This is a genomic window from Winogradskya consettensis, from assembly GCF_018332715.1.
Classification (GTDB): domain Bacteria; phylum Actinomycetota; class Actinomycetes; order Mycobacteriales; family Micromonosporaceae; genus Actinoplanes; species Actinoplanes consettensis.
Genome location: NZ_BOQP01000008.1, coordinates 676,423 through 698,516 on the forward strand (window position 1 = coordinate 676,423; position 22,094 = coordinate 698,516).

The 22,094-nt window shown below is 72.2% G+C and carries 8 protein-coding genes; 4 read left to right on the plus strand and 4 right to left on the minus strand.

All coding sequences use genetic code 11. From position 1 onward, the window contains the following. The first annotated feature begins 18 nt into the window (after positions 1 to 18). Positions 19 to 10,401 (plus strand): beta strand repeat-containing protein, encoded by a 10,383-nt coding sequence (locus Aco04nite_RS11750; RefSeq protein WP_212997220.1) that lies wholly within the window; start codon positions 19 to 21, stop codon positions 10,399 to 10,401. Positions 10,402 to 11,271: 870 nt separating this feature from the next. Here the strand turns inward: Aco04nite_RS11750 and Aco04nite_RS11755 are convergent. Together Aco04nite_RS11755 and Aco04nite_RS11760 are read right to left on the minus strand one after the other, a co-directional pair. Then, a complete protein-coding gene (locus tag Aco04nite_RS11755; protein WP_212997221.1) occupies positions 11,272 to 12,315 on the minus strand; it encodes a zinc-dependent alcohol dehydrogenase family protein in 1,044 nt (347 codons plus the stop codon). A gap of 15 nt (positions 12,316 to 12,330) precedes the next feature. Then, positions 12,331 to 13,635, minus strand: coding sequence for a DUF1479 domain-containing protein (locus tag Aco04nite_RS11760; protein ID WP_244875900.1), 1,305 nt, complete (start codon positions 13,633 to 13,635; stop codon positions 12,331 to 12,333). An 89-nt stretch (positions 13,636 to 13,724) separates the two neighbouring features. On the opposite strand from Aco04nite_RS11760, the gene Aco04nite_RS48775 reads away from it, so the two are divergent. Next, on the plus strand, positions 13,725 to 15,026 hold the full coding sequence (locus Aco04nite_RS48775; RefSeq protein WP_244875901.1) for an ROK family transcriptional regulator: 1,302 nt from the start codon (positions 13,725 to 13,727) through the stop codon (positions 15,024 to 15,026). 170 nt (positions 15,027 to 15,196) lie between these two features. Next, entirely contained in the window at positions 15,197 to 19,600 is a 4,404-nt protein-coding gene (locus Aco04nite_RS11770) for a HEAT repeat domain-containing protein (RefSeq protein WP_212997222.1), read from the plus strand. Here the strand turns inward: Aco04nite_RS11770 and Aco04nite_RS11775 are convergent. Continuing rightward, a complete protein-coding gene (locus Aco04nite_RS11775) occupies positions 19,554 to 20,417 on the minus strand; it encodes a Cof-type HAD-IIB family hydrolase (RefSeq protein WP_212997223.1) in 864 nt (287 codons plus the stop codon). The two genes, Aco04nite_RS11770 and Aco04nite_RS11775, sit on opposite strands and share 47 nt — an antisense overlap. A 197-nt stretch (positions 20,418 to 20,614) precedes the next feature. On the opposite strand from Aco04nite_RS11775, the gene Aco04nite_RS11780 reads away from it, so the two are divergent. Further along, entirely contained in the window at positions 20,615 to 21,001 is a 387-nt protein-coding gene (locus Aco04nite_RS11780) for a peptidase inhibitor family I36 protein (protein WP_212997224.1), read from the plus strand. A gap of 16 nt (positions 21,002 to 21,017) precedes the next feature. Here the strand turns inward: Aco04nite_RS11780 and Aco04nite_RS11785 are convergent, their stop codons facing one another. Further along, positions 21,018 to 22,082, minus strand: coding sequence for a LacI family DNA-binding transcriptional regulator (locus Aco04nite_RS11785; protein ID WP_212997225.1), 1,065 nt, complete (start codon positions 22,080 to 22,082; stop codon positions 21,018 to 21,020). Between the last annotated feature and the right edge of the window lie 12 nt (positions 22,083 to 22,094).

Genomic DNA, 22,094 nt, shown 5'->3' on the forward strand with positions numbered 1-22,094 from the left:
CCGTCTTAGGGTTCGCTCGTGGCGACACCCGTGCTCAAAATGATGAAAAAGGTGGCCTTAGCGGCCGTCGTGCTGCTGCTTGTCGCCCTGGCCGGGCCCCCGATCGCCGCCTACGCGGCCGTCGGCCCGATCAACACGACCGCGCAGGCCGCGAACATCACCGTGAAGGTGCTGGGCGGGCTGATCCCGGTGACGATCGCGCTGCCCGACCCGGCGAAGACCTGGTCGACCGGTGGCGCGGCGAGCACCAGCAGCACCCTGGGCACGACCATCCCCGGGGTGCTGAACCTCGGCGCGGTCAACACCTCGGTGGGCCCGGTCACCGGTGGTGGCACGGCGTCGGCGGGTACTGCCGGGCTCGGGGTGCTGAGCGCCCTGTCGGTGGGCGCGGTCCAGACGAGCTGCACGATGAGCGCGTCGACCATCAGCACGACCACGGACATCGCCAACCTCAACGTCGGCGGGACCGCGATCAACCCGCAGGTCAACCTGCCGCTCAACGTGGCCGGCGTCCTCACTCTGACCGTCGACCACCGCATCGCCACGTACAACGCGGGCACCGGGCGGCTGAACTACACCGTCCGCGCTCTGGACATCGGGCTGCTTCCGGGCGGCGCGGTGCTGGAGGGCTCGGTCATCGTCGGCCAGTCCACCTGCTCGGGCATCGTCAAGCTCGGCGCGGTGAACCTCGCCCCCGCCACCCTCGCACCGGGCGAGAACGGCACGCCGAAGGTCACCGTGACCAACACCGGTGACGTGGCGGCGCCGAGCACCACGATCCGGATCCCGATGCCGCCGACCGGCTACACCCTGGGCACGCCGACGGTGACCGGTGGTGGCACGTGCACGACCAGCGCCACGTTCATCACGTGCACGGGTGTGACCGTGCCCGGCTCCGGCAACGCCGTCGTGTCGCTGCCGGTGTCGCTCGCCGCGTCGGCGACCTCCGCCGCGGACTGGGCGCCCGCCGCGAGCACGATCACCGCGGTCAGCACCCCGATCCCCGGGGTCACCGACACCACGATCAGCGTGAACGGCGGTGGCACCCTGGTGAACCGGGCCGCGCCGAAGAGCACCGGCGGCTCGATCACCGTGACGCCGATGAGCCTCGCGGCCGGCAAGGCGGCCACCACCCCGGTGACGGTGTCCAACGACGGCCCCTCGGACGCGACCACGACGGTGACCATCCCGCTCGCGGACAAGCCCGCCGGTGTCTCGATCGTCTCCGCGACCGTCGCCGGCAACCCCTGTTCGGTCAACGCCAGTGCGATCACCTGCACCGGCGTCGTCGTCCCGGGCGGTGGCACGTCGACGATCAGCCTGCGGGCCGCCGCCACGACCACGACGGCCCCCGGGACCGTCTGGAACGTCACCGGCATGGCGGCCACGCTCAACGGGACCGCGATCAGCGGCGCGGGCCGGGTGCTCACGGTCAGCGATCCCGACGTCAACCTCGACACCGGCGTCAGCATCACCCCGGCCACCGCCGTGCCGGGTGACGGCGTGGCGACGCCGACAGTCCGGGTCCGGAACCTCGGCATCATCCCCGCGACCGGCACCACCATCACGCTGCCCGCTCCCCCGGCCGGCTACACCGTCGGCACCGTCACCACGACCGGCGGCGGCACCTGCACGACGACGAACGGCATCCGCTGCACCGGTGTCACCGTGCCCGCCACCGGGACCGTCACGGTCTCCGTCCCGGTCACGCTCGGCGCGGGGGTCACGGCCGGGTGGTCGGCCGCGGCGGGTGAGCCGGTGACGGCCACGAGCGGAGATTCCACGGGTACGGCGACCGGTACGATCGTCACCGCCGATCCCCAGTGGACACTCGGAGTGACGGCGACGGGACCGGCGGCGCGCACCGTGCGCCCCGGGCAGACCGCCACGATGTCGGTGACGGTCTCCGACAACGGCCCGTCCGACGCCCGCGCCGCGAGCTATGTGGTGGTGGCGCCGCAGGGCACCACGTTCGGGACGCTGACCGGCACCGCTGCGGCGTGCACGCAGCTGTCCCCGACCACGCTGCGCTGCACGAACGACATCCCGGTGGCCGGGCCCGCGGTGACGCTGACCCTGCCGCTGGTCGTCTCCGCGCAGGCCGATCCGGCGACGCCGCTGACCGGTGGCTGTGTGAGTCTCAACAACGACACGAGTTGCGGTGACCCGGTCGACAAGCCACTGCCGGCGATCGAGTTGCGTACGCCCATCGCGAACCGCCTCACCGTGACGACCACCCCCGCGACGATCGTGCCCGGCGAGAACGGCACCGGGCGGGTGCGCCTGACCTCCACGCAGTCCGAGGACGACCTGTCCGTCACGATCCCCGTCACCGGGCTGCCGACCGGCTTCACGGCCACCGGCGCCACGGGCCCGGCCGGGTCCACGTGCACCTTGGGCGCCGCCGCGATCACGTGCGAGGGCGTCGACCTGAGCGCGGGACAGGCGGACAGCATCGCGGTGGCGGTCGCGGTCGCCTCCTCGGTGACCCCGCCGGTGACCTGGAACGTCAGCCCGATCACCGTCTCGGACGGCGGCGAGCAGATGACCTCCAGCGGTCCCCTGGCGAATGCAGGCACTCCCGCGTACCAGCTGACGGCCACGGTCACCGGCCCGCCCGACAACACCGTCGAGCCGGGGCAGACCACCGACCTTTCTTTGACCGTACGCAACACGGGCCCCTCCGACGCGCCGGCGACCCCGTTCGGCGTGATCCCGCCGACCGGCACGACGTTCGGCACACCCACCGGCCCGGCAGCCACCGCCTGCACGGTCGCCCCGGACGGCACCAGCGCCTCCTGCACCGTCACCCTCGCCGCCGGGGTGAGCAGCCCGCAGCTGACCCTGCCGGTGAGCATCCCGGCCGGCGCGGACGTGAACACCCCGCTCGGCGGCGCCTGCGTGGACCTGAACAACAACGGCAGCTGCGGCGGCGCGCCGGACAAGCGCTTCGACCCGATCCTCCTGAAGGTGCCGTTCGCGCAGCGGGTCACGATCACGGCGACCCCGGTGACGGTCACGCCCGGCTCGTCCGGCAGCGCCACGGTCAGCGTCAACGCCGTACACGGCGCGGTGAGCGGGCTGACGGTGACCGTGCCGCTGATGCTGCCGACCGGGCTGTCGGTGACCAGCGCGACCCTGACCGGGACGACGTGCACCATCGGCGGCGGGAACATCACCTGCCCGAACGTCAGCATCGGCAACGGCGGCACCGCCGCGATCAGCGTCGTCGTCGCCGCGACCGCCGGCACCGCGCAGGGGACGGACTGGACCGCGACCGGCATCACCGTCTCGGACGGCACCGATCAGATCACCGCGGACAAGCAGCTCGCGACCGTGGGCGCCGCCAGTTACCGGCTCGCCACCACGATGACCGTGCCGGACGAGGGCGAGCTCGAACCCGGCGACACCGGTGACCTGGGTGTGGAGGTCGACAACCTGGGCCCGTCCGACGCCACGGGTGCCCGCATCGGCGTCCTCGCGCCGTCCGGGGTGACGTTCGAGCCGCTGGCCGACCCCGACACCGTGGCTGCCTGCACGCTGACGGACGCGACCCACGCGACCTGCCTGTTCGACCTGGCCGAGGCCGCGACGCCGCTGAACTTCCTCTTCCCGATCAAGATCGACGCCGGCGCGGACCCCGACCAGCCCGTCGACGGCGGCTGCGCCGACCTGGACAACGACGGCGTCTGCGGGCCGGGCGATCCCGGGATCCCCGACATCTATCTGGCGACCCCGCTGGCCCAGGTCGTCACCGTCGGCACCAGCCCCGGCACGATCGTGCCCGGTCGCGCCGGCACCGGCCAGGTCGCCCTGCGCTCCACCCGGCCCGAGACCGGGCTGACCGTCAGCATCCCGCTCGCCGACCTGCCCGCCGGGTTCACCGCGAGCGCCGCGGCCGTCGACGGCGGCACCTGCACCGTCAACGGGACCACGGCGATCACCTGCACCGGCGTGGCCCTCAGCACCGGGGTGACGAAGACCGTGGACGTCCAGGTCGCCGTCGCGTCGTCGGTCGTGCCGCCGCAGACGTGGAGCACCACCGTCACGGTCACCGACGGCACGGACAGCGTCGACGGCACCGGCCCGATCGCCACCGCCGGTACGCCCGCCGACGCGGTCACCGTCACCGTCACCGGCCCCGCCGACGGCACGGTCACGGCGGGCAGCACCACGAACCTCACCGTCGTCGCCACCAATGCGGGGCCGTCCGACGCGACCGGCCGTACGTTTGTCGTCACCGCCCCCACCAGCACGACCTTCGGCACCCTGACCGATGCCGCCGCCGTGGCCCGCTGCACCCGCGCCGCTGACGGGCTGTCGGTCTCCTGCACGGTCACGCTGCCCGCCGGGACCAGCACCCCGGATCTGCTGCTGCCGCTGGTCGTCGACGCGAACGCCGACCCGTTCACGCCGGTCACCGGGGGCTGCGTCAATCTGTCCGGCACCGCGGGCTGCTCCGGCACCGGCGACCGGCCCGTGCCGGCGATCGTGCTCAAGGTGCCGTTCGACCAGCGCGCGCAGCTCGTCACCGCCGCCGCGACCGTCACGCCCGGCACCCAGGAGACCGCGACCGTGGGCGTCAGGGCGCTGCACGGAGCGCTCAGCAACCTGACGCTGACCGTGCCGCTGGGTGCCGTACCGGCCTCGCTCACCGTCACGCCCGCCGACGCGGGCTGCACGGCGGCCGCGGGGCAGATCCGGTGCACCGGGATCAATGTCGCCGACCAGCAGACGACGAGCGTGACTCTGCGCGTACGGGCGAATGCCGGAGCTGCCGAGGGCACCACCTGGACCGCCACCGGGGTCACCGTCGACGCCGGCGGTGGCAACCAGATCAGCGGCGACCCGCAGCTCGCCGTCGTCGGGCCGCCGCAGGCAGCGCTCGATGCCGTCGTGACGCTGCCGCAGCCGGCGATCCTGCCCGGCGGTTCGGGCACGCTCACCGTCGACGTCGACAACCTCGGCCCGTCCGACCTGGCGACCGCCACGATCGGCATCGCCGTCCCGACGGGCGCCACCCTGGGTACGCTCACCGCCCCCACCTCGACCCTGTGCACCGCGAACGCCGCCCGCACCCGGTTGACCTGCACGTTCGGGCTGACCGCCGACGCGACCCCGCTGCGGTTCCCGGTGCCGCTGAACGTGCCCGCCGGGACGAATCCGCGTACCCCGCTGCCCGGTGGTTGTGTCGACCTGAACAACGACGGCACCTGTGCCAACCCGCCCGACCGGCCGATCCCGCCGATGCCGCTGTCGACGCCGTTCAACCAGCAGCTGACCATCAGCACCACGCCGGCCACGGTGACGCCCGGCCGGAACGGGATCGCCCGGGTGACCGTCGCGACCGATCCGGCGCAGAGCAGCCTGACCATCAGGGTTCCGCTGAACGACAAGCCCGGTGACGTGTTCGCCGGCGCGCCCAGCGTGGCCCCGAGCGGTTCGTGCACGGTGCAGTCCGCGTTCATCGAGTGCACCGGCGTCGACATCGCCGCGGGTACGGCGGCCACCGTCACCATCCCGCTGTCGGTCACCGCCGCCGCGGCGAACGGGACCTGGACCGCGACCGGCATCACCGTCACGAACCCGGGCGGCGACACCGCGACCGCGAACGGCGTCCTGCTGACCACCGGCACCGCGAGCTACACGCTCACCGCCACGACCAGCGGCCCGGCACCCGGGACCGTGCTGCCGGGCGAGACCACGTCCGTGACGATGACCCTCGACAACACCGGGCCGTCCGACGCCGTCAACGCGCCGGTCACGCTCAACGCCCCGGTCGGAACGTCCTTCGCCACCCTCGACGGCGCGATCGCCCAGTCCTGCACCGCCGCGTCGGCGAGCACGCTGACCTGCCGGGTCACCCTCGCCGCTGACGACCAGCCCCTGGTCTGGGCGCTGCCGATCGTCATCCCCGCGAACGCCGACCCGGCCGACGCGGTCACCGGTGGCTGCGCGGACCTCGGCGGCGACGGGGCCTGCGGCGGCACCGGCGACGTGGTCCTGCCCGACATCACGCTGCGCGCGCCGCTCGGCACCGTACTCACCGTGAGCGCCGACAACCCGTCCCTCACTCCGGGTACCAGCGGGACGGCCACGGTGAGTGTTGCCGCTTCCGCTACCCGGACCGCTCTGACCGTACGTGTCGACACGGGTTCCCTTCCCGCCGGCCTGACCCTCACCGGGGCCACGACCTGCGCCGTGCAGACCGGATTCGTCGAGTGCGCCGGGGTGGACATCGCCGCGGGCGGGACCTACGGAATTCCGCTCGCGCTGAGTGCAGACGCGGGGGCCGCCCAGGCCGTCTGGACACCCGCGGTCACCGTCACGCAAGGCTCGGAGACCGTTACGCGTACGCCGGGAACCGCCACGATCGGCGCCCCCGTCCACCCGCTCAGCGTCGCCGTGACCGTCCCCGCCCCCGGCACCCTGCTGCCCGGCGCGACCGGTGACCTCGGCGTGACCGTCACCAACGCCGGCCCCTCGCTCTACCGCCAGGCCCGCGTGCAGTTCAAGGCCCCGAGCGGCACCACGTTCGCCGCGCTGACCACTCCCGCCGACGGCTTCTGCACCGCGACCGCCACCGTGGTCACCTGCGTGCGCGACCTGCCCAAGGGCGACCTCGCGTTCCCGCTGCGGATCGTCGTCCCGGGCACCGCCGACCCGGACGTCGTGCTCGACGACGGCTGCTACGACGCCAACCTCGACGGCGACTGCACCAACCCGCCCGACGGCTACTTCCCGCCGATCACCCTGGACTCGCCGCTGAGCGCCGACGCCCGGATCAGCACCGAACCCGGCACCGCCGTCCCGGGTGGCCCCGGCGCCCCGGGGTACGTGGTCGTCGACGCCGACCGCGCGATCTCCGGCCTCACCGCCACCATCCCAACGAACACGCTGCCGGCCGGCCTCACCATCACCGGCGCCACCGGCCCGAGCGGCTCGGCCTGCACGTTCACGACCGATGTCGTCTGCACCGGCGTCAGCCTCACCACCGGCAGCCGCCGGGTCATCACCGTCACCGTCACGGCGGCGTCCGACCTGGGCACCGGGATCAGCTGGACACCCGGACCGATCACGATGACCGACGGCTCGGGGCAGAGCACCCAGGCCCCCAACGGCACGCTGATCACCACCGGCGACCCGATCGCGGCGGTCACCTACGAGACCTCGCTCCCGCCCGGTCCCGTCGAGGTCGGCGGTACGACCACCCTGACGGTCACCGCGACCAATGCCGGCCCGTCCGACGCCATGCACGTCGTGACCAGCATCCTGGCGCCGCCGTACACGACGTTCGGCCCGCTCACCGGCCGGGCCGACGACGACTGCATCCTCGCCGACGGCAACGTCCGGATCGACTGCGACTTCTCCGTGCCGATGACGGCGCCCCAGGTCGTCTGGTCGGTGCCGGTGCAGGTCGCCCCCGACGCCCCGCCGGCGATCGTCCTCACCGGCGGCTGCGTCGACAAGGGCTCCGACGGCGCCTGCACCACCGGCGACCCGGCGCTGCCCGACATCCCGACGACCCGCACCCTGGACCAGGCCGTCACCGTCAGCGCCGACAACAAGACCATCACCGCGGGGAGTACGGGCACCGCGACCATCACCGTCGAGTCCGCCGATGCTCGTACCGGCCTGACCGTCACTGTCCCCCGCGCCGGGCTGCCCGCCGGAAGCGCTGTGGTCTCGGCCCGTCAGGGTGGCACCACCGACTGCGTCATCAGCACCGACGCCGTCACGTGCTCCGGGGTGGACCTCACCGCCGACGGCAGCACCGACATCGCGCTGGCCCTGACCCCCGTCTCGTCCGCGACCCCGGGCACCTGGACCCCGGCGATCGTGGTCGCCCAGGCCGCCAGGACCATCACCCGCAACGTCCCCACCGCGACGATCGTGACCGCCGCCAATGCGTTCACCGTCACGGTCGTCGCGCCCGCCGCCGGCACGGTCCTGCCCGGCAGCACCGCCAACCTGGCGGTCACCGTCACCAACACCGGACCGGCCACCACCAGGAGCCTGGCCTTCACGGCCCCGAGCGGCACCACCTTCGGCACGCCCTCGCTCGCCGGCTGCAGCATCGACACCCCGACCGCGGTGACCTGCCCGGTCGCCGTGGCCGCCGGCGGAACCCTGCGGTTCACCCTCCCGGTCGCCGTCCCGCTCGGTGCGACGTCCCCGGTCGGCGGCGGCTGCGTCACCGTCTCCACGACCTGCCAGCCGCTCCCCGCCATCGAGCTGGCGACCCCGCTGAGCAGCCGGGTCACCCTCGCGACGGTGCCGGTCACGATCACACCCGGCCAGAGCGGTACAGCTGTCGTCCGGGCCACCGCCACCAGCGCGATCCCCGGCACCACGGTGACCGTCCCGCTCACCCTCCCGTCCGGGCTCGTCGTCACCGGCGCCTCCGGCCCCACGGGTTCCACCTGCACCCTGGCCTCCACTCAGGTGACCTGCACCGGCGTGAACCTCGCCCAGGGCACGACCAGCGCGGTCTCGCTCGTCGTACGCGCCGCCTCCGCCCTGCGCAACGGCGTCACCTGGACCGCGAGCGGCATCACCCTCACGGTCAACGGCGAGTCGGTCCCCGGCGGCGGTCAGCTCGCCACCACGGGTACGCCGTCGAGCCAGCTCGCCGTGGCCGTCAGCGGCCCGTCCGGCAACGTCGAGGTGGCCGGCACCACCACGATGTCGGTGACGGTCACCAACCCGGGCCCGTCCGACGCGATCGGCGTCACCGCGACGGTCTCGGCCCCGACCAACAGCACGTTCGGCGCGCTGTCCGGCCAGGCCGCCCTCGACTGCAACCCGTCCAGCACCGTCCTGCTGAGCTGCACGATCACCCAGGCCGTAGGCGCCCCCGCGAAGATCTGGAACCTGCCGGTACTGGTCTCCAGCACCGCCGTGGACGGCGACATCGTCGGCAACGGATGCTTCACCCGCGACGGCGTCAGCACCTGCGGTAGCTCGGCGACGGTCGTCGCGTTCGCCTCGGACCGCCCGCTCAAGGACACCGCCACGCTCACGATCAGCCCGAAGACGATCCCGGCGGGCACCACCGGCAACGCCACGATCAGCGTGGTCTCGACCGCCGACAAGACCGGGGTGACGCTGACGGTGCCGCTCACCGGCCTCCCTGCGGGTATGACCGTCACCAGCGCCACGGTCGGCGACGCGGACTGCACGGTCACGGCGGGAACCGCTGTAGCCTGCCGCGGCTTCAACCTCATCGCCAACCAGGCGGTGACCGTGACCCTCGCGGTGACGGTGGACGGCTCGGTCACCACCGGCACCCTGTGGAGCGTCACGGGCGTCACGCTCAGCAACGACGCCGACAACACCGACGTCCTGACCGCCCAGGGCACCGTGGTCACGACCACGACGGCCGACTACACGGTCACCGTGAACGTCGGGACCCCGTCGGTGCCGCGCCCCGCGCCGGGTCAGACCACGATCCTGCCGATCACGCTGACCAACAGCGGGCCGCAGGACGCGGACCCGTACACGGCGACGTTCGTCCTGCCCACCGGCACCACCCACGGCACCCTGCCCACGGGCTGCTCCGAAGGGTCCACGGCCCGCATCGTGACCTGCACCCTGGCGATCGCCGACGGCGAGACCACCGAACTGGACCTCCCGCTGATCATCGACCAGGGCGCAACGGTCGGCTCCACGATCAGCGGCGGCTGCGTCGACGGCGGCAACACCGGCACCTGCGGCGCCGCCGACGACCTCGCCCTGCCCGCCCTGACGGTGTCGGCCCCCACGGTCGACCTCAACATCGACTACAGCAACCCGACCCCGTCGGCCACCCAGGGCAAGGCGATCCTGCTGAAGCTCCCGTACAGCAACAACGGCTCGCAGAGCGCCGCGGACGTCAGCTTCCTGATCAACCCGCCCGCCGGCACCACCCTCACGAAGGCCGTCGTCCTGCTCGACGCCGCCACCGCCGACTTCACCGCCGCCGCCACCGAGGCCGACACCGTCGAACTGACCTGCGACCCGGCCCCCGACGTCGACAGCAACGCCGTCACCTGCACCGGCCCGGAAGCCCCGGTCGGCTCCAGCAGCGAACTCTGGCTCTACCTCGCGGTAGCCAAGACCGCCAAGGCCGGCACCTTCCCGGTCACCGTCACGATCAGCACCACCAGCGCAGAAGGCAACACGGTCAACAACACCGCCACCGCCAACCTCACCATCGCCTCAACCCCCACCGACACCGACACCGACGACCCGACCGACCCCACCACCACCCCGCCGACGGACAACTCCGACACCACCACCGGCTCCGGCAACCTCCCCAAGACCGGCCAGGACCTGACCGGCCTCCTCCTCCTCGCCATCCTCATGATCATCGGCGGCGGCGCCGCCCGCCTCGCCGCCCGCAAGGGCCGCACCCGCTGACCGTCCCGGCCTCCGCCGCTGCCCGGCCTCCGCCGCTGCCCGGCCTCCGCCGCTGCCCGGCCTCCGCCGCTACCCGCCTCCGCCGTTGCCCGCCTCTGACCGGCCCGACATCCGGGCCGGTCACGAGCCAGAAGCCGGACGCCGCAGCGACCTGGAGTCCTGCAGCGACCGACGGTAAGAGGGGGCTCGCAATGACCACCCTGGAATGACACCCGGCACCTTCCGCCATCGTCGTCACGGTCCGTCACCTCGGCCAGACCTATGTGCCCTGTGCTGAGACGTGATTGCCACGCGCTTGACGACTTCTGCGACCAAAGATTGTGACATCCGGTGCTTCAGCGCAATGTCCGGCGAATCTTCCGTCCTCGTAAATAGGCGACTATCAAATCAACGAAGGAACAACACGAACTGTCACCATTCCATGGTGCGTCGATGACGTTTGGGGAGCGGCGTCGCACGACGCATCCCCGTCGGCGACGAGCGACGTGACGGCGACGAAGTCGGCAAGAAAGTCCGTTCGAGTATCGCGGCTCCGCTGCACCCGATGACACCCCGTGTTGCACTCTTGAGAACCGGCCGGAGACTTTCCACAGCGGGATAAAAGTCGACCATAATTGCGTTGAAACCCTGAATGCCGCAACATTCTGGAGCGCCGACTGTCAAACACGCGGCAATCATGTCTCAGCACATAACATATACATTCTGGCCTGGATAACTGACTGTGACATATGTGGCGCACCCTTCGCTGACAGCACCGACCACCTCGACGATGCCGACATCAGCGGGTGCGCCTGCCCGTGCGGCGGCGAGACGTTCGCCGCCGGTTTCGCCATGACGGACGACGAGGTGCGCTGGATCAGCGTCGGCCTGTCAGCGGACCTTGATGACGGTGAAGCCGGCCGGGGCGGGGCCGTCCATGGCGGCGAGCGCCGCAGGGGCGTCGGGCAGCGCGATCTCGTGGGTGATCAGCTCCGCGGGGCGCAAGGTGCCGGCCTCGATCATGGCCATCATCGAGGGGTACGCGTGAGCGGGCATCCCGTGGCTCCCCACGATCTCCAGTTCGTGGGCGACGACGAGCTCCATCGGCACCGCGGGGCGCCCACCGGCAGCAGGTGGGAGCAGGCCCACCTGCACGTGCCGGCCCCGTCGCCGCAGTGACTCGATCGAGGCTGTCATCGTGACCGCGCTGCCCAGGGCGTCGAGGGAGACGTGTGCTCCGCCGTCCGTCACGTCACGGATCGCCGCGGGGACGTCGGGCGTCGTTCGGGCGTTGATGGTCACCGACGCGCCGAAGCGGGTGGCCAGGTCCAGGGCTGCGGGGTTGACGTCGACGGCGATGACGCGGGCGCCTGATGCGGCGGCGATCATGACGGCGGAGAGGCCGACGCCGCCGCAGCCGTGGACGGCGAGCCAGGTGCCGGGGCGGGTGCGGCCCTGGGTGACGACGGCGCGGAACGAGGTGGCGAAGCGGCAGCCGAGGGTGGCGGCCTCGGCGAAGGCTACGGCGGGCGGGAGGCGTACGAGATTGATGTCGGCCTGGTGGACCACGACCTGGTCGGCGAACGAGCCCCAGTGGGTGAATCCTGGCTGTTGCTGGCGGTGACAGACCTGCTGGTCGCCGGCGAGGCAGGCCGGGCAGGTGCCGCAGGCGCAGATGAACGGGGTGGTGACGCGGTCGCCGGGGTGCCAGTCGCGGACCCCGGCGCCGACGGCCGCGACGACCCCGGCGAACTCGTGGCCGGGGACGTGCGGCAGGCGGATGTCGGGGTCGTGGCCGCGCCAGCCGTGCCAGTCGCTGCGGCAGACGCCGGTCGCCTCGACGGTGACCACCACGCCTCCCGGTGGCGGGGCCGGATCGGCGACCTCCGCGAGAGTGGGGAGTTCGCCGAACTGTTCGTAGAGGACCGCGCGCATGCGCTGATTCTGCCCTCAGAGGCCCAGGCCGCGCCGGCCGGTCTCGTTGAGCTGGGCGGGCTGGAAACGGTCCGGCCAGGTGCGCTCGTAATGTTCCTCGGGGAAGTCGCTCGGGCTCGAGCCGGTCTCGAAGGCGGCGCGTACGTCAGCGGCGTACCGTTCGTTGCGCGGGCACCAGGGTGCCGCCGGGATGTACATGACGTTGCCCCAGCCCTGCTGGTCCCGCACCGGGGCGACGCTGTGGATCATGTCGGCGTGCCACCAGACCGAGTCGCCGGCGCGGACGTCCGGGATCGCGGTGAGGGCCTCCATCAGCAGCGGGTGCCATTTCTCGCTCGCGGGGAAGACCTGGTTGACGGTGACGCCGCACATGTCGTCGTCGGGGACGTCCGGGAGCAGCGGGCGCAGCATCAGGTAGGCCATCGCCTCGGGGATCGGGACGGTGTGCAGGACGCCCTGGTCGTGGGCCATGTCGGACAGCGCCGTCCAGCCCTGGAACGTGCGGAACGCCGAGCACATGGTGCTGCCCGGGTACTGCGGACCGGCCGTGCGGTGGGCGGCGTCCCAGGGGTCGTACTGTTCGATCGTGCCGTCGAAGAGGTGCCGGAAGGCCCGCTGGTAGGACTCGGTCATCCAGAGGTCGAGGGTGCCCGGGTCGAGATGGGTGCCGAGCCCGCCCGAGTCGGCACCCTCGGGACGGCGCCGGATCCGGTCGGGGTAGAGCGAGTCACGCGACGGGTCGAACCACTGGACACCCTCGGACTCGTGCTTCCACTGCCCGTTGAGGAACGCCTGGACGTTCGCCATGCGGTCGCTCTGGCGGGCCTGCATCTGCGCCGGTGACCAGTAGATCGGGTAGATCTCGGGCTTCGAGCCGACGCTGCCGAAGAAGTCGTCACCGGGGCCGCGATAGTTGTCGAAGAACGCGTTGCCCTCGACGTAGTCGACGATCTCCCGGTCCCAGCCGAGCGCCTGCCCCCGCTCGAAGTGACCCCGCACGACGAGGCAGCCACGACGGCGTACCAGGTCGAGCTGCTCTGCGGAAACCGTGCCTGCGGCGATGTCCGCGTACGAAATGGTCGGCCAGACGGCCTCGCCCCGCCGCTTCGCGGCCACGATCTCACTCACAGCGACCCGCACACGCTCTTCAGCAACAGCGAAAACCTCTTCGACGGTACGCCCGGAGCCCGCGATCCTTGCTCGCAGAGCCCCCTTGACCTCCCGGATCGCGGCCTTGAGGTCGCTCGGGGTCTGCTCCCAGTGCGGCAGCGGCGGCAACTCTTCACTCGTGTGCGGGCCGGGGATGACGGGTGCCGACATGGCGCGACTCCTTCTAGTCAGGTCTCCTTATTTAGAGGACGGTACGGGTCGGCCACGTTCAAGGCAAGAGTCCTGCCTAGAATCGTCGGGTGGATCCCGCCAAGCCGTCCCTCGACCTGCTGCGCACCCTCACCGACGAGCACGTCCTGCGCGGCCTCATGCGTCACCGCCGCCTGACCAGGGCGGAGCTGGCCACCGAGACCGGCATCTCGAAACCGACGATCGGCGAGAGCGTGCGCCGGCTCACCGAGCTCGGCCTGCTGGCGGACACCGGCGAACGCACCCCCGGCGGTCGCGGCCGAGGCCGGGTGGGCTCCTACTACGCACTGACAGCTTCAGCCGGGACAGCGCTCGCGGTGAGCATCGGCCCGGACGGCGTCATCGCCGAACGCATCGACGTCTACGGCGAGACCCTCGCCCGGGCCACCCACCCGCTCGACACGCCGGCCACCCCCGACCAGATCGCCACCGCCCTCGACACGGCCGTCACCGGTTGTAACGGCGACCAGCCGGCCCGCCTGGCCGTGGTCAGCGCCGCCGACCCCGTCAACCGGCACACCGGCCGCATCATGCGCCTCCCCGACGCCCCGTTCCTCCTCGGCGACCTCGACCCGGTCGCCGTCCTCACCCCCCACGTCACCGGCCCGATCACCGTCGACAACGACGTCAACTGGGCAGCCCGCGCCGAACGCGACGCCGCCCTCAACGCGGAACTCGATGCCGGCCTCAACGCCGGGCCCGATGCCGCGCTCAATGCGGGACTCGACGCCAGGCGTGATCCCGGACTCAACACCGGGCCAAATGCGGGCCTCAACGCTGGGTTCGATGCCGGGCGCGATGCCGCCCGTGATCCCGGGCGCGAACCCGGGCTCGCGCAGCCGGCCGACTTCGCGTATCTCCATCTCGGCGAGGGTCTCGGCTGCGCGATCGTCAGCGACGGCGAGGTCCGCCGTGGCACGGACGGCCTGGCCGGCGAGATCTCCCACCTGGTCACCAACGGCCCGCACGGCAACGCGACGACATTCATCCAGGTCTTCGGCGAACTGGGCCTGCGCATCGCCACCTCCACCGCGATCGACACCGCCCGCCTGATCGCCGCCGCCACGGCCCCCGGCGCACAGGCCACCGCCGTCCGCTCGACCATCTCCCGCGCGGTCGGCGGCGTGACAGCCGCGATCGTCGCCCTCACCAACCCCGCGGCCATCGTGATCGGCGGTTCCTGGGGCACCCACCCGGCCCTGCTCTCGGCCATCATCGCCGTGGTCGCCCACCTCCCCCGCCCCGTCCCGGTCCACCCCGCCACCATCCCCACCGAACCCGCCCTGACCGGCGCCCGCACCGAAGCCATAGCCCTCCTCCGCACCGCCGTCGTCGCAGCAGCCGCCCGCTAGCCGGCCGTAGCTGCCGCCCGCCGGAAGCTCCGCCGCCCGCAGGCCGGCCGTAACTGCCGCTCGCCGGAAGCTCCGCCGCCCGGTACCGGCCCGTAACTGCCGCCCGCCGGGAGCTCCGTCGCCCGAGCGGGACACCCTGGAGCGGTGGGGGTGTCCTACCATCGGCCGCTATGAGTTCAGTGAGCGGACAGGTTCGTGAGGCGGTGCGGCGTGGTGACCTCGTCTGGCTCTCCGCGCACCTCGGCGTGCCGGAGTGCACTCCGGCCGTCCTGAAGCTGCTCGTCCGTCACGACGACCCGCGGCTGCGGCACTGGGGCCTGGAACGGCTCGCCGCGCGGATCGCCACGTCCCGGGTCGAGGAGTCCGAGCGGGCCGAACTCGCGGGGTTCCTCCCGCAACAGCTGGACGGGCCGCCCGAGACAGCGCTCGTCCTGGCCCACATCCACCAGGTGCTCTGGCGGCACGTCCCGCAGCAGCGCCGACCCCAGTGGCGCGCCGCCGGGCTCCCGGCCCGTGTGCAGATCGCCTGGCTGCGGGCCGAGCTCCTCAACCAGCCGGAGAGCGTACGCACCGAACCGGTGGGTGAGCTGCTCTACCAGGCCGTCGCAGGGCTCACCGCCGCAGACGCCGCTCACCCCGACGACCTGGTCCGTGAGCTGGCGGCGAGCAGCGACCAGGTGATGAGGGACGCCGCACTGCGGCTGGCCCGCGAGGGGCTTCACGCCGCGCTACTGGCCCCCGCCCGGGCTCGCGAGCACATCGGCCGGCTGCTCGACTCCCCGCATGCCGGTGTGGCCGTCGCGGCGTTGCGGGAGCTCGCCGAGCCGTGGGCCGCGTTCGCTCCGTTCCCCCGGGAGCGCCTGATGCCGTTCCTCCGCGCGACGGAGCCGGCAGTGGACCTCGCCGGGATCGATGCCGCGGTGACGGTCGCGGCCCGGCATGGTCACGGCGATCTTCTGCGGGACATCGTCGTGGACGACGCGGTACCGCCGCGGTCCCGGCAGACAGCGTTGCAGGTGCTCGGGGAGACGGCTGCCCGCGACGACATTCCCGCCGTCCTGGCCATCGCGGCCACGGACCCGCTGCTGTACGGGCGATCGGCGATCGCATGCCTGCGGTCGATGCACCGCCGGGGCCTGTTCCCGAGCGGCGACGACGCGGCATTGATCGTGGATCTGGCGCTCGCCGATCACAGCATCACCGCGGCCGAGGCTGCCACGATCATGTTCACGTGCCGCCACGAGGCGTTCCGCGCGCTGGTGGTCGACGACGCCGCGGACGTGACGTGGCCGCGGCGCCTGGAGCTGCTGGTCGGCCTCGCACGGCAGGGCAGCGGCGACCTTCCGGCCGGCGAAACGGTCACAAGGCTGCTCCCGGCGGCGTCGCGCCCGGAGCCCTTCCTGGCCGCGATCCGGGCGCTGCGCCATCTCCCGGCCGAGGCGGCGGTCATCGACGTGTTGCCACGATCTCCCGCGGCGGCGCTGGACGCTCTCGAGGCCATCGGCGGCCGGTTGACCGTTGCGGCGCTGGAGGACGGGCTCGGTACGGTCATCGCGCCGCACCTGCGTACCGTACGCAACCGCGCCCTTGAACTGCTGTGGCATCTCACCGACGATCCTGACCGGCGGCGAACGATCCTCGCCCGCCTCAACCCCCGCGATCTTCCCCGGCGCATCGCGACGGACCTCGGCGCGGCCGACCGCGGGGAACTGGCCGTGCTGAGCGCCGGGTTCGATCCCGCCAGCCCCGCGGAGGCGCTGATCGCGCTCGCCCGCAACGGCGACGCCGCCACCCTGGAAACCATCGCCGAGCTTCTGCTGCGCATCGTGGCGGACCTCGCGGCGTCCGACGAGCCCGGCGACCCCGACGAGGTCGTGTCGGCCATTCAGGCGCTGGGCGCCCGTCTCCACCAGCGCGGAAAGCTCCGGCCGTTCTGCCTGCGCGAGGCGGGCACCGCCAAAGAAGCGGGCCATGCACTCGTCGCGACCATCGTGCTCGACCTGCTCGACCGCCCGGGGTTGTCCCCCGGCGAGCAGGCGGTCCTGCTCGCCATGCTGCAGCAGGCCCCGTACGCCGGAACGCGCGCCCGGGTCCACCGGCTGCTGCGTCACCGCGACCGCCACGTCCGCAAGCAGGTCATCGCCCTGCTGGCCGCCGACACCACCGGTGACGACGCCGAGGCGCTGTCGGCGAGCCTCATCGTGCTGACCGCCGCCCGCGACGCGCAGACTGTCCGGCAGGCGCTGCTCGCGCTCGGTCATGTTCAGGCCCACTGGGCTGCACCCGCGATCGCGAAGTGTCTCGGGCATCCCACCATGAACGTCAAGAAGACCGCCGCCTCGGTCCTGGTTCACACAGGTACGCCGGCCGTCGTGCCCGAGCTGCTGTTCTGGCTCGGCAACCACGACAACCCGGGCCTGCGCGCCACCCTCATCGAGGCACTCCACGCGGTCCTCGGCGACTCCTGTGCCGCCACCGTGCTGGCCGCCGCCGAACAGGCCCCCGACGACCGGACCCGCGAGCTGCTGCTCGACGGGCTCGGCTGCACGCTGTCGGCTCGATCGGTCAACGCCCTCGCCGAGCAGGGCTCACCGATCGCACCCGCCCTGCTCACGCTGATCGCCGCGGGCCGGATCCGGCTCGGCTCCGGGGACGTCGAGGATCTCGCAGCGCAGCTGACGGCGTACGGCATCACTGCACCGGCCGGACGGGACCCCGCTCCCGGCAACCGGAGCGACCACGATGTCGACGCCCTCGCCCTGGACGGCTGGGACACCGAGATCGCCCGGCGTGTCATGGACCATCCGCTGAGCGCCGGCCAACTCACCCGGCTCCGGCCGATGCTCGCCGACTGGCTCGACCTGGCCGAGGTCGCCCCGGCAGCCCTCCGGTTCGCTCTGCGGATCTGCCCCGCGCCGTGGCCGGCCCACGAGATCAACGCCTTCACCCGGGCGGCCCGCACGCTTGTCGACGGCCTGGCCGGCGCCACCGGCGACGATCGCGACGATCTCCTCGCCGTCCTCGAAGCCGTCGCACCGGGCCTCGACGCCCAGGCCCTCGACATCGTCACCCGCATCCGGGCCCTCCCGCCCACCGCCGCCGGACGCCGCTCGACGCTGCCGTTGCTCCGCCGATGCGGCGCGGTCCTGACCCGCGCCGACCTCGAGCACGCACTGACCGCAGCCCGGCTCGGCCCCGACCCCTGGCTCGCCGAACCCGCCCTGCTCCGCGACGCCTTCGCCGTCACCACGACGACTTCCCGGGAGCACCTCAACGCACTCATCGAAGCATTCCCGTCGACCAGCCAGGACGAACGGGCCGCGCTCCTCGACCGCATGGAGGCCCTGCAGCCCCTCGACGCACCGGCGTGGACGATCACCGAGAACACCCATCTGCCCACCGACGTCCCACGAACACCACAGGACGGTGACCTGGACCAGCCCCGCTCAGCCGCGCAACGCGAACGGCTACTCACCGCTCTCGACGCGCCCGAGGCGGACCGGCGCAACGCGGCGGCCGCAGCGCTGCGGGACTGGCCCGAGCCGGAGACCACGCAGGCCGTGCTCCGCGCGTTCCTGCACGGACGCGCCGAGGTGACGATCACCCCGGGCCTGGCCCACGCCCTGACCACCATGGACGAAACCGAGCTACGAGCGGGCGACGCCGTCCAGGAACGAGTGGCCCGCGCCGCGTTCCACCTCGACCCCGCCGGCCTGCAGCGGCTGCTCCCGTTGCTGCTGGAATGGTGGGAACACGGCGATCCCGCAACACAGGCATCAGCCGGACGCACGCTGCGCCAGTTCCCGGAACTCGCCGACACCATCGCCGAGAGCCTCCGCAGCCGCCTCGACGCCGGAGCGTGGGGGCTGCTCGACCTCATCATCGGCCGCAGCCTGCTCCGCACCCCCGCCCTGACCGAAACCTGCCGGCGCCTGCACGCCGAAGGACGCGACGACCTCGCCGAGAAAATCATCCTCGTGGACGGCCCTCTCGCGGGCAGCAAGGTCGCCGCACTCCAGGAGCGACCCCAGGCCGACGCGGTGAGCCGCGAACCGTCCCGGCCCGAGCTGATCACCCTGATCCACACCGGTCACCCGGACCAGATCCGCCGCGCGCTCACCACCCTCGCCGAAACCCTCGAGGACACCAACGCGGCACAGGACCCCGAGCTGGAGGACCTGCTGGCCGAGCTCCTGCACCACCGCGAGTCCCGGATCCGCCTGCACGCCCACCGCATCGGCCGCAAGCTCCTGGACCGCCCGACCTACCTACGGCACACCGCGATCCTGCTCGACGACGCCGAACCCGACGTGGTCCGCTCAGCGATCAGCACCGTCGGGCATGCCGCCTACGAGCCCGCGATCCCCGCCGTCGTCGGCCTGCTCACGCACCCGCACTCCACCGTCCGCCGGACCGCCGCCGATGCCCTCGTCCACATCGGACCACCCGCGGCCTCCGCCCTCACGTACGCGGCCCGCCACGCCCGGCCGGACAAACGGCACCACTACAGCGAAGTGCTCAACCGGATCACAGGGCCGTGGAGTCCGGACGCAGAAGGTGCTCGAGCACCGTGACCACGCCGTGGTCGCGGTGCGAAGGGGCGCGGTAGCGGGCGCGGCGCAGGACCTCCGGGTGGGCGTCGGCCATGGCGAACGACAGGTCCGCCGCGTCGAGCATCTCGAGGTCGTTGAGGTAGTCGCCGAACACCGCCGTCTGTGCCGCCGTGATGCCCAGCTCGGCCTGGAGCCGGCGAACGGCGGCACCCTTGTCGGCGGACGCGCTCATCAGGTCGATCCAGTGCGGCCCGGACACCACGACGCGGTGCGTGCCGTCGTGGAAGCGGGCGAGGTGCGGCGCGGTGTCGCGCTCGGCGTTCCCGAAGTCGTAGACCGCGATCTTCAGCACGTCGTCCCCGATGGCGAGCAGATCGGCAACCGGTTGCAACGCGGCGTAGTACCGTTCGGCCTCGTCCAGGAACGGCCGGTCGGTGCGCTCGATGTAGGCGGACCGCTTCCCGCAGACCACAACACCGAGGTCGGCACCGGCCTCTGCCAGGGCACGCAGGGCGAGGACCACTGACCGTACGAAATCGGCGCCCAGTATGTCGGAACTCAGCTCGACCCCGTCGCGGACCACGTAACTGCCGTTCTCCGCGATGATCGGCATCCCTTCCGCAGCATGCGCGACGTCGCGCAGCAGCGTCGCGTACTGCCGGCCACTCGCCGGGACGAAGACCACACCCCGCTCCCGCATCCGGTCGAGCAGCGGCCACAACCCGTCCGGCACCCGCCCGTGCTCGTCGAGCAGCGTCCCGTCCATGTCCGCGACCACCAGCCGCAGATCGGCCGGCCCGTCCGGCAGAGCGTCGGCCGTCGTCACTGCTGCGGTCATGAACTCCCCTTACCGAGCCGGCCCACCAGAATCCCCGACGCTACTGACCGGCCCTCTGCCCACCGTCGCCGCATCGCCAACAGGTGAGCCACGCCGCACCCGCTATATCGTCCTAGGTTGCTGGGATGAAAACCCGTCCAGTGAAAAGGAAGTCGCGCTCCATAACCTCGACGGCACCACGAGATCAGGAGTTATCGATGAAAAAACGCGCATTCGGCGTAGCTCTGGTAGTGACCGCGAGCCTGGTGGCGGTGCCCTCGGCCGCCCAGGCGGCGTACACCTGCCAGTCCGGCGAAGTCTGCATCTTCCAGGACTACGACCTCAAGGGCTCGGTCCTCATCATCTACAGCGGAACGCACAACTTCACCAGCAACTGGGTGTTCGCCAACGGCGATCCCGTCAACGACAACGCGTCGTCGATCATCAACCGGACCAGCCACGTCGCGTTCGCCTACGAGGAGTTCGACAAGCAGGGCCTCCAGATCTCCGGCATCTGGCCCAACGGCCAGATGAACTTCAAGGGGCGGGGCATCCTCCAGGAGCTCCGCAACGACAGCATGTCGTCGATCTATATCCAGCCGTAACCCCGACGTGCGCGGGTCACAGGGTCGCAACCGGCAGGTACGACCCCGCACCGGACACGATGAGTGATCCCCTCCCCGCCGACGCGGGATTGCGCCTACGGTGCGCGGTCGACCCCCGGACCACCAGCCGCACCGGCAGCGCATCGGTGGCGGCAGATCCGGACCCGTCAAGCAGACCCAGCAGATTGTGTACGCCCAGAGCGCCCATCGCCCGCAACGGCGACGCCACCGTCGTGAGCCCGGGCGTGATCAGCGCGGAGGCGGCGACGTTGCCGAAGCCGACCACGCTCACCTCCTGCGGCACGAGGATCCCCCGCGCGGTCAGGGCCCGGATCAGCCCGATCGCGATCAGGTCGTCATAGGCGATGACCGCTGTCGTGGGCCGCCGCAGCAGCTCCCCCGCCGCGGTCATCCCCCCGGCGATCGTCGCGGGGAACGGCCCGATGCGCCGTGACTGCACGCCGTACTCGCAGCCTGCCTGGCGCAGGCCCCGCCGGCGCATGCCGTCCGCCCACGCGTCGGCCGGCCCCGCGACGTAGGTCACCATCTCGTGGCCGAGCTCGGCGAGGTGGGCCATCAGCCGCCGCATCCCGTCCGCGATGTCCGGGACCACGCTCGGCAGCCCGTCCAGCATCCGGTCGAGCAGGACCGCCGGGCGCTGGGCCACCAGCGAGCGCAGCGCGGTGTCGGGTGCGTGCGGCGCGGCGACCACCGCGCCGTCGACCGTGGACAGTGCCCGTTCGAGGGCTTCGCGCTGCGGCACGCCGTCGTCCTGGGCGTCGGACACGACCGTCGTGAATCCCGCGGCGCCCGCGGCCTCCTGGGCACCGCGCAGCAGCTCGGCGGTGGCCGGGTCGGTCACGTCGGTGACGATCAGGGCGATCATCGAGGTACGCCCGGTGGCCGTCGCCCGCGCCACGGGGTTCGTCCGGTAGCCGAGCTCGGTGGCGGCGGCCCGGATCCGGTCGGCGGTGCCCGCGGCGACCCGTCCCGGGCGGGAGAAGGCGCGCGAGACAGTGGACGCCGCCACACCGGCCCGGCGGGCGACGTCGTAGATCGTGGGCGCCCGATTTCCGGCCATCGCGCTCAGGTT

Excerpts from the sequence above, each read along its gene's own strand:
- Aco04nite_RS11755 (WP_212997221.1), bottom strand. The coding sequence starts at position 12,315 with ATGCGCGCGGTCCTCTACGAACAGTTCGGCGAACTCCCCACTCTCGCG.
- Aco04nite_RS11760 (WP_244875900.1), bottom strand. The coding sequence starts at position 13,635 with ATGTCGGCACCCGTCATCCCCGGCCCGCACACGAGTGAAGAGTTGCCG.
- Aco04nite_RS11770 (WP_212997222.1), top strand. The coding sequence starts at position 15,197 with ATGAGTTCAGTGAGCGGACAGGTTCGTGAGGCGGTGCGGCGTGGTGAC.
- Aco04nite_RS11775 (WP_212997223.1), bottom strand. The coding sequence starts at position 20,417 with ATGACCGCAGCAGTGACGACGGCCGACGCTCTGCCGGACGGGCCGGCC.
- Aco04nite_RS11780 (WP_212997224.1), top strand. The coding sequence starts at position 20,615 with ATGAAAAAACGCGCATTCGGCGTAGCTCTGGTAGTGACCGCGAGCCTG.
- Aco04nite_RS11785 (WP_212997225.1), bottom strand. The coding sequence starts at position 22,082 with ATGGCCGGAAATCGGGCGCCCACGATCTACGACGTCGCCCGCCGGGCC.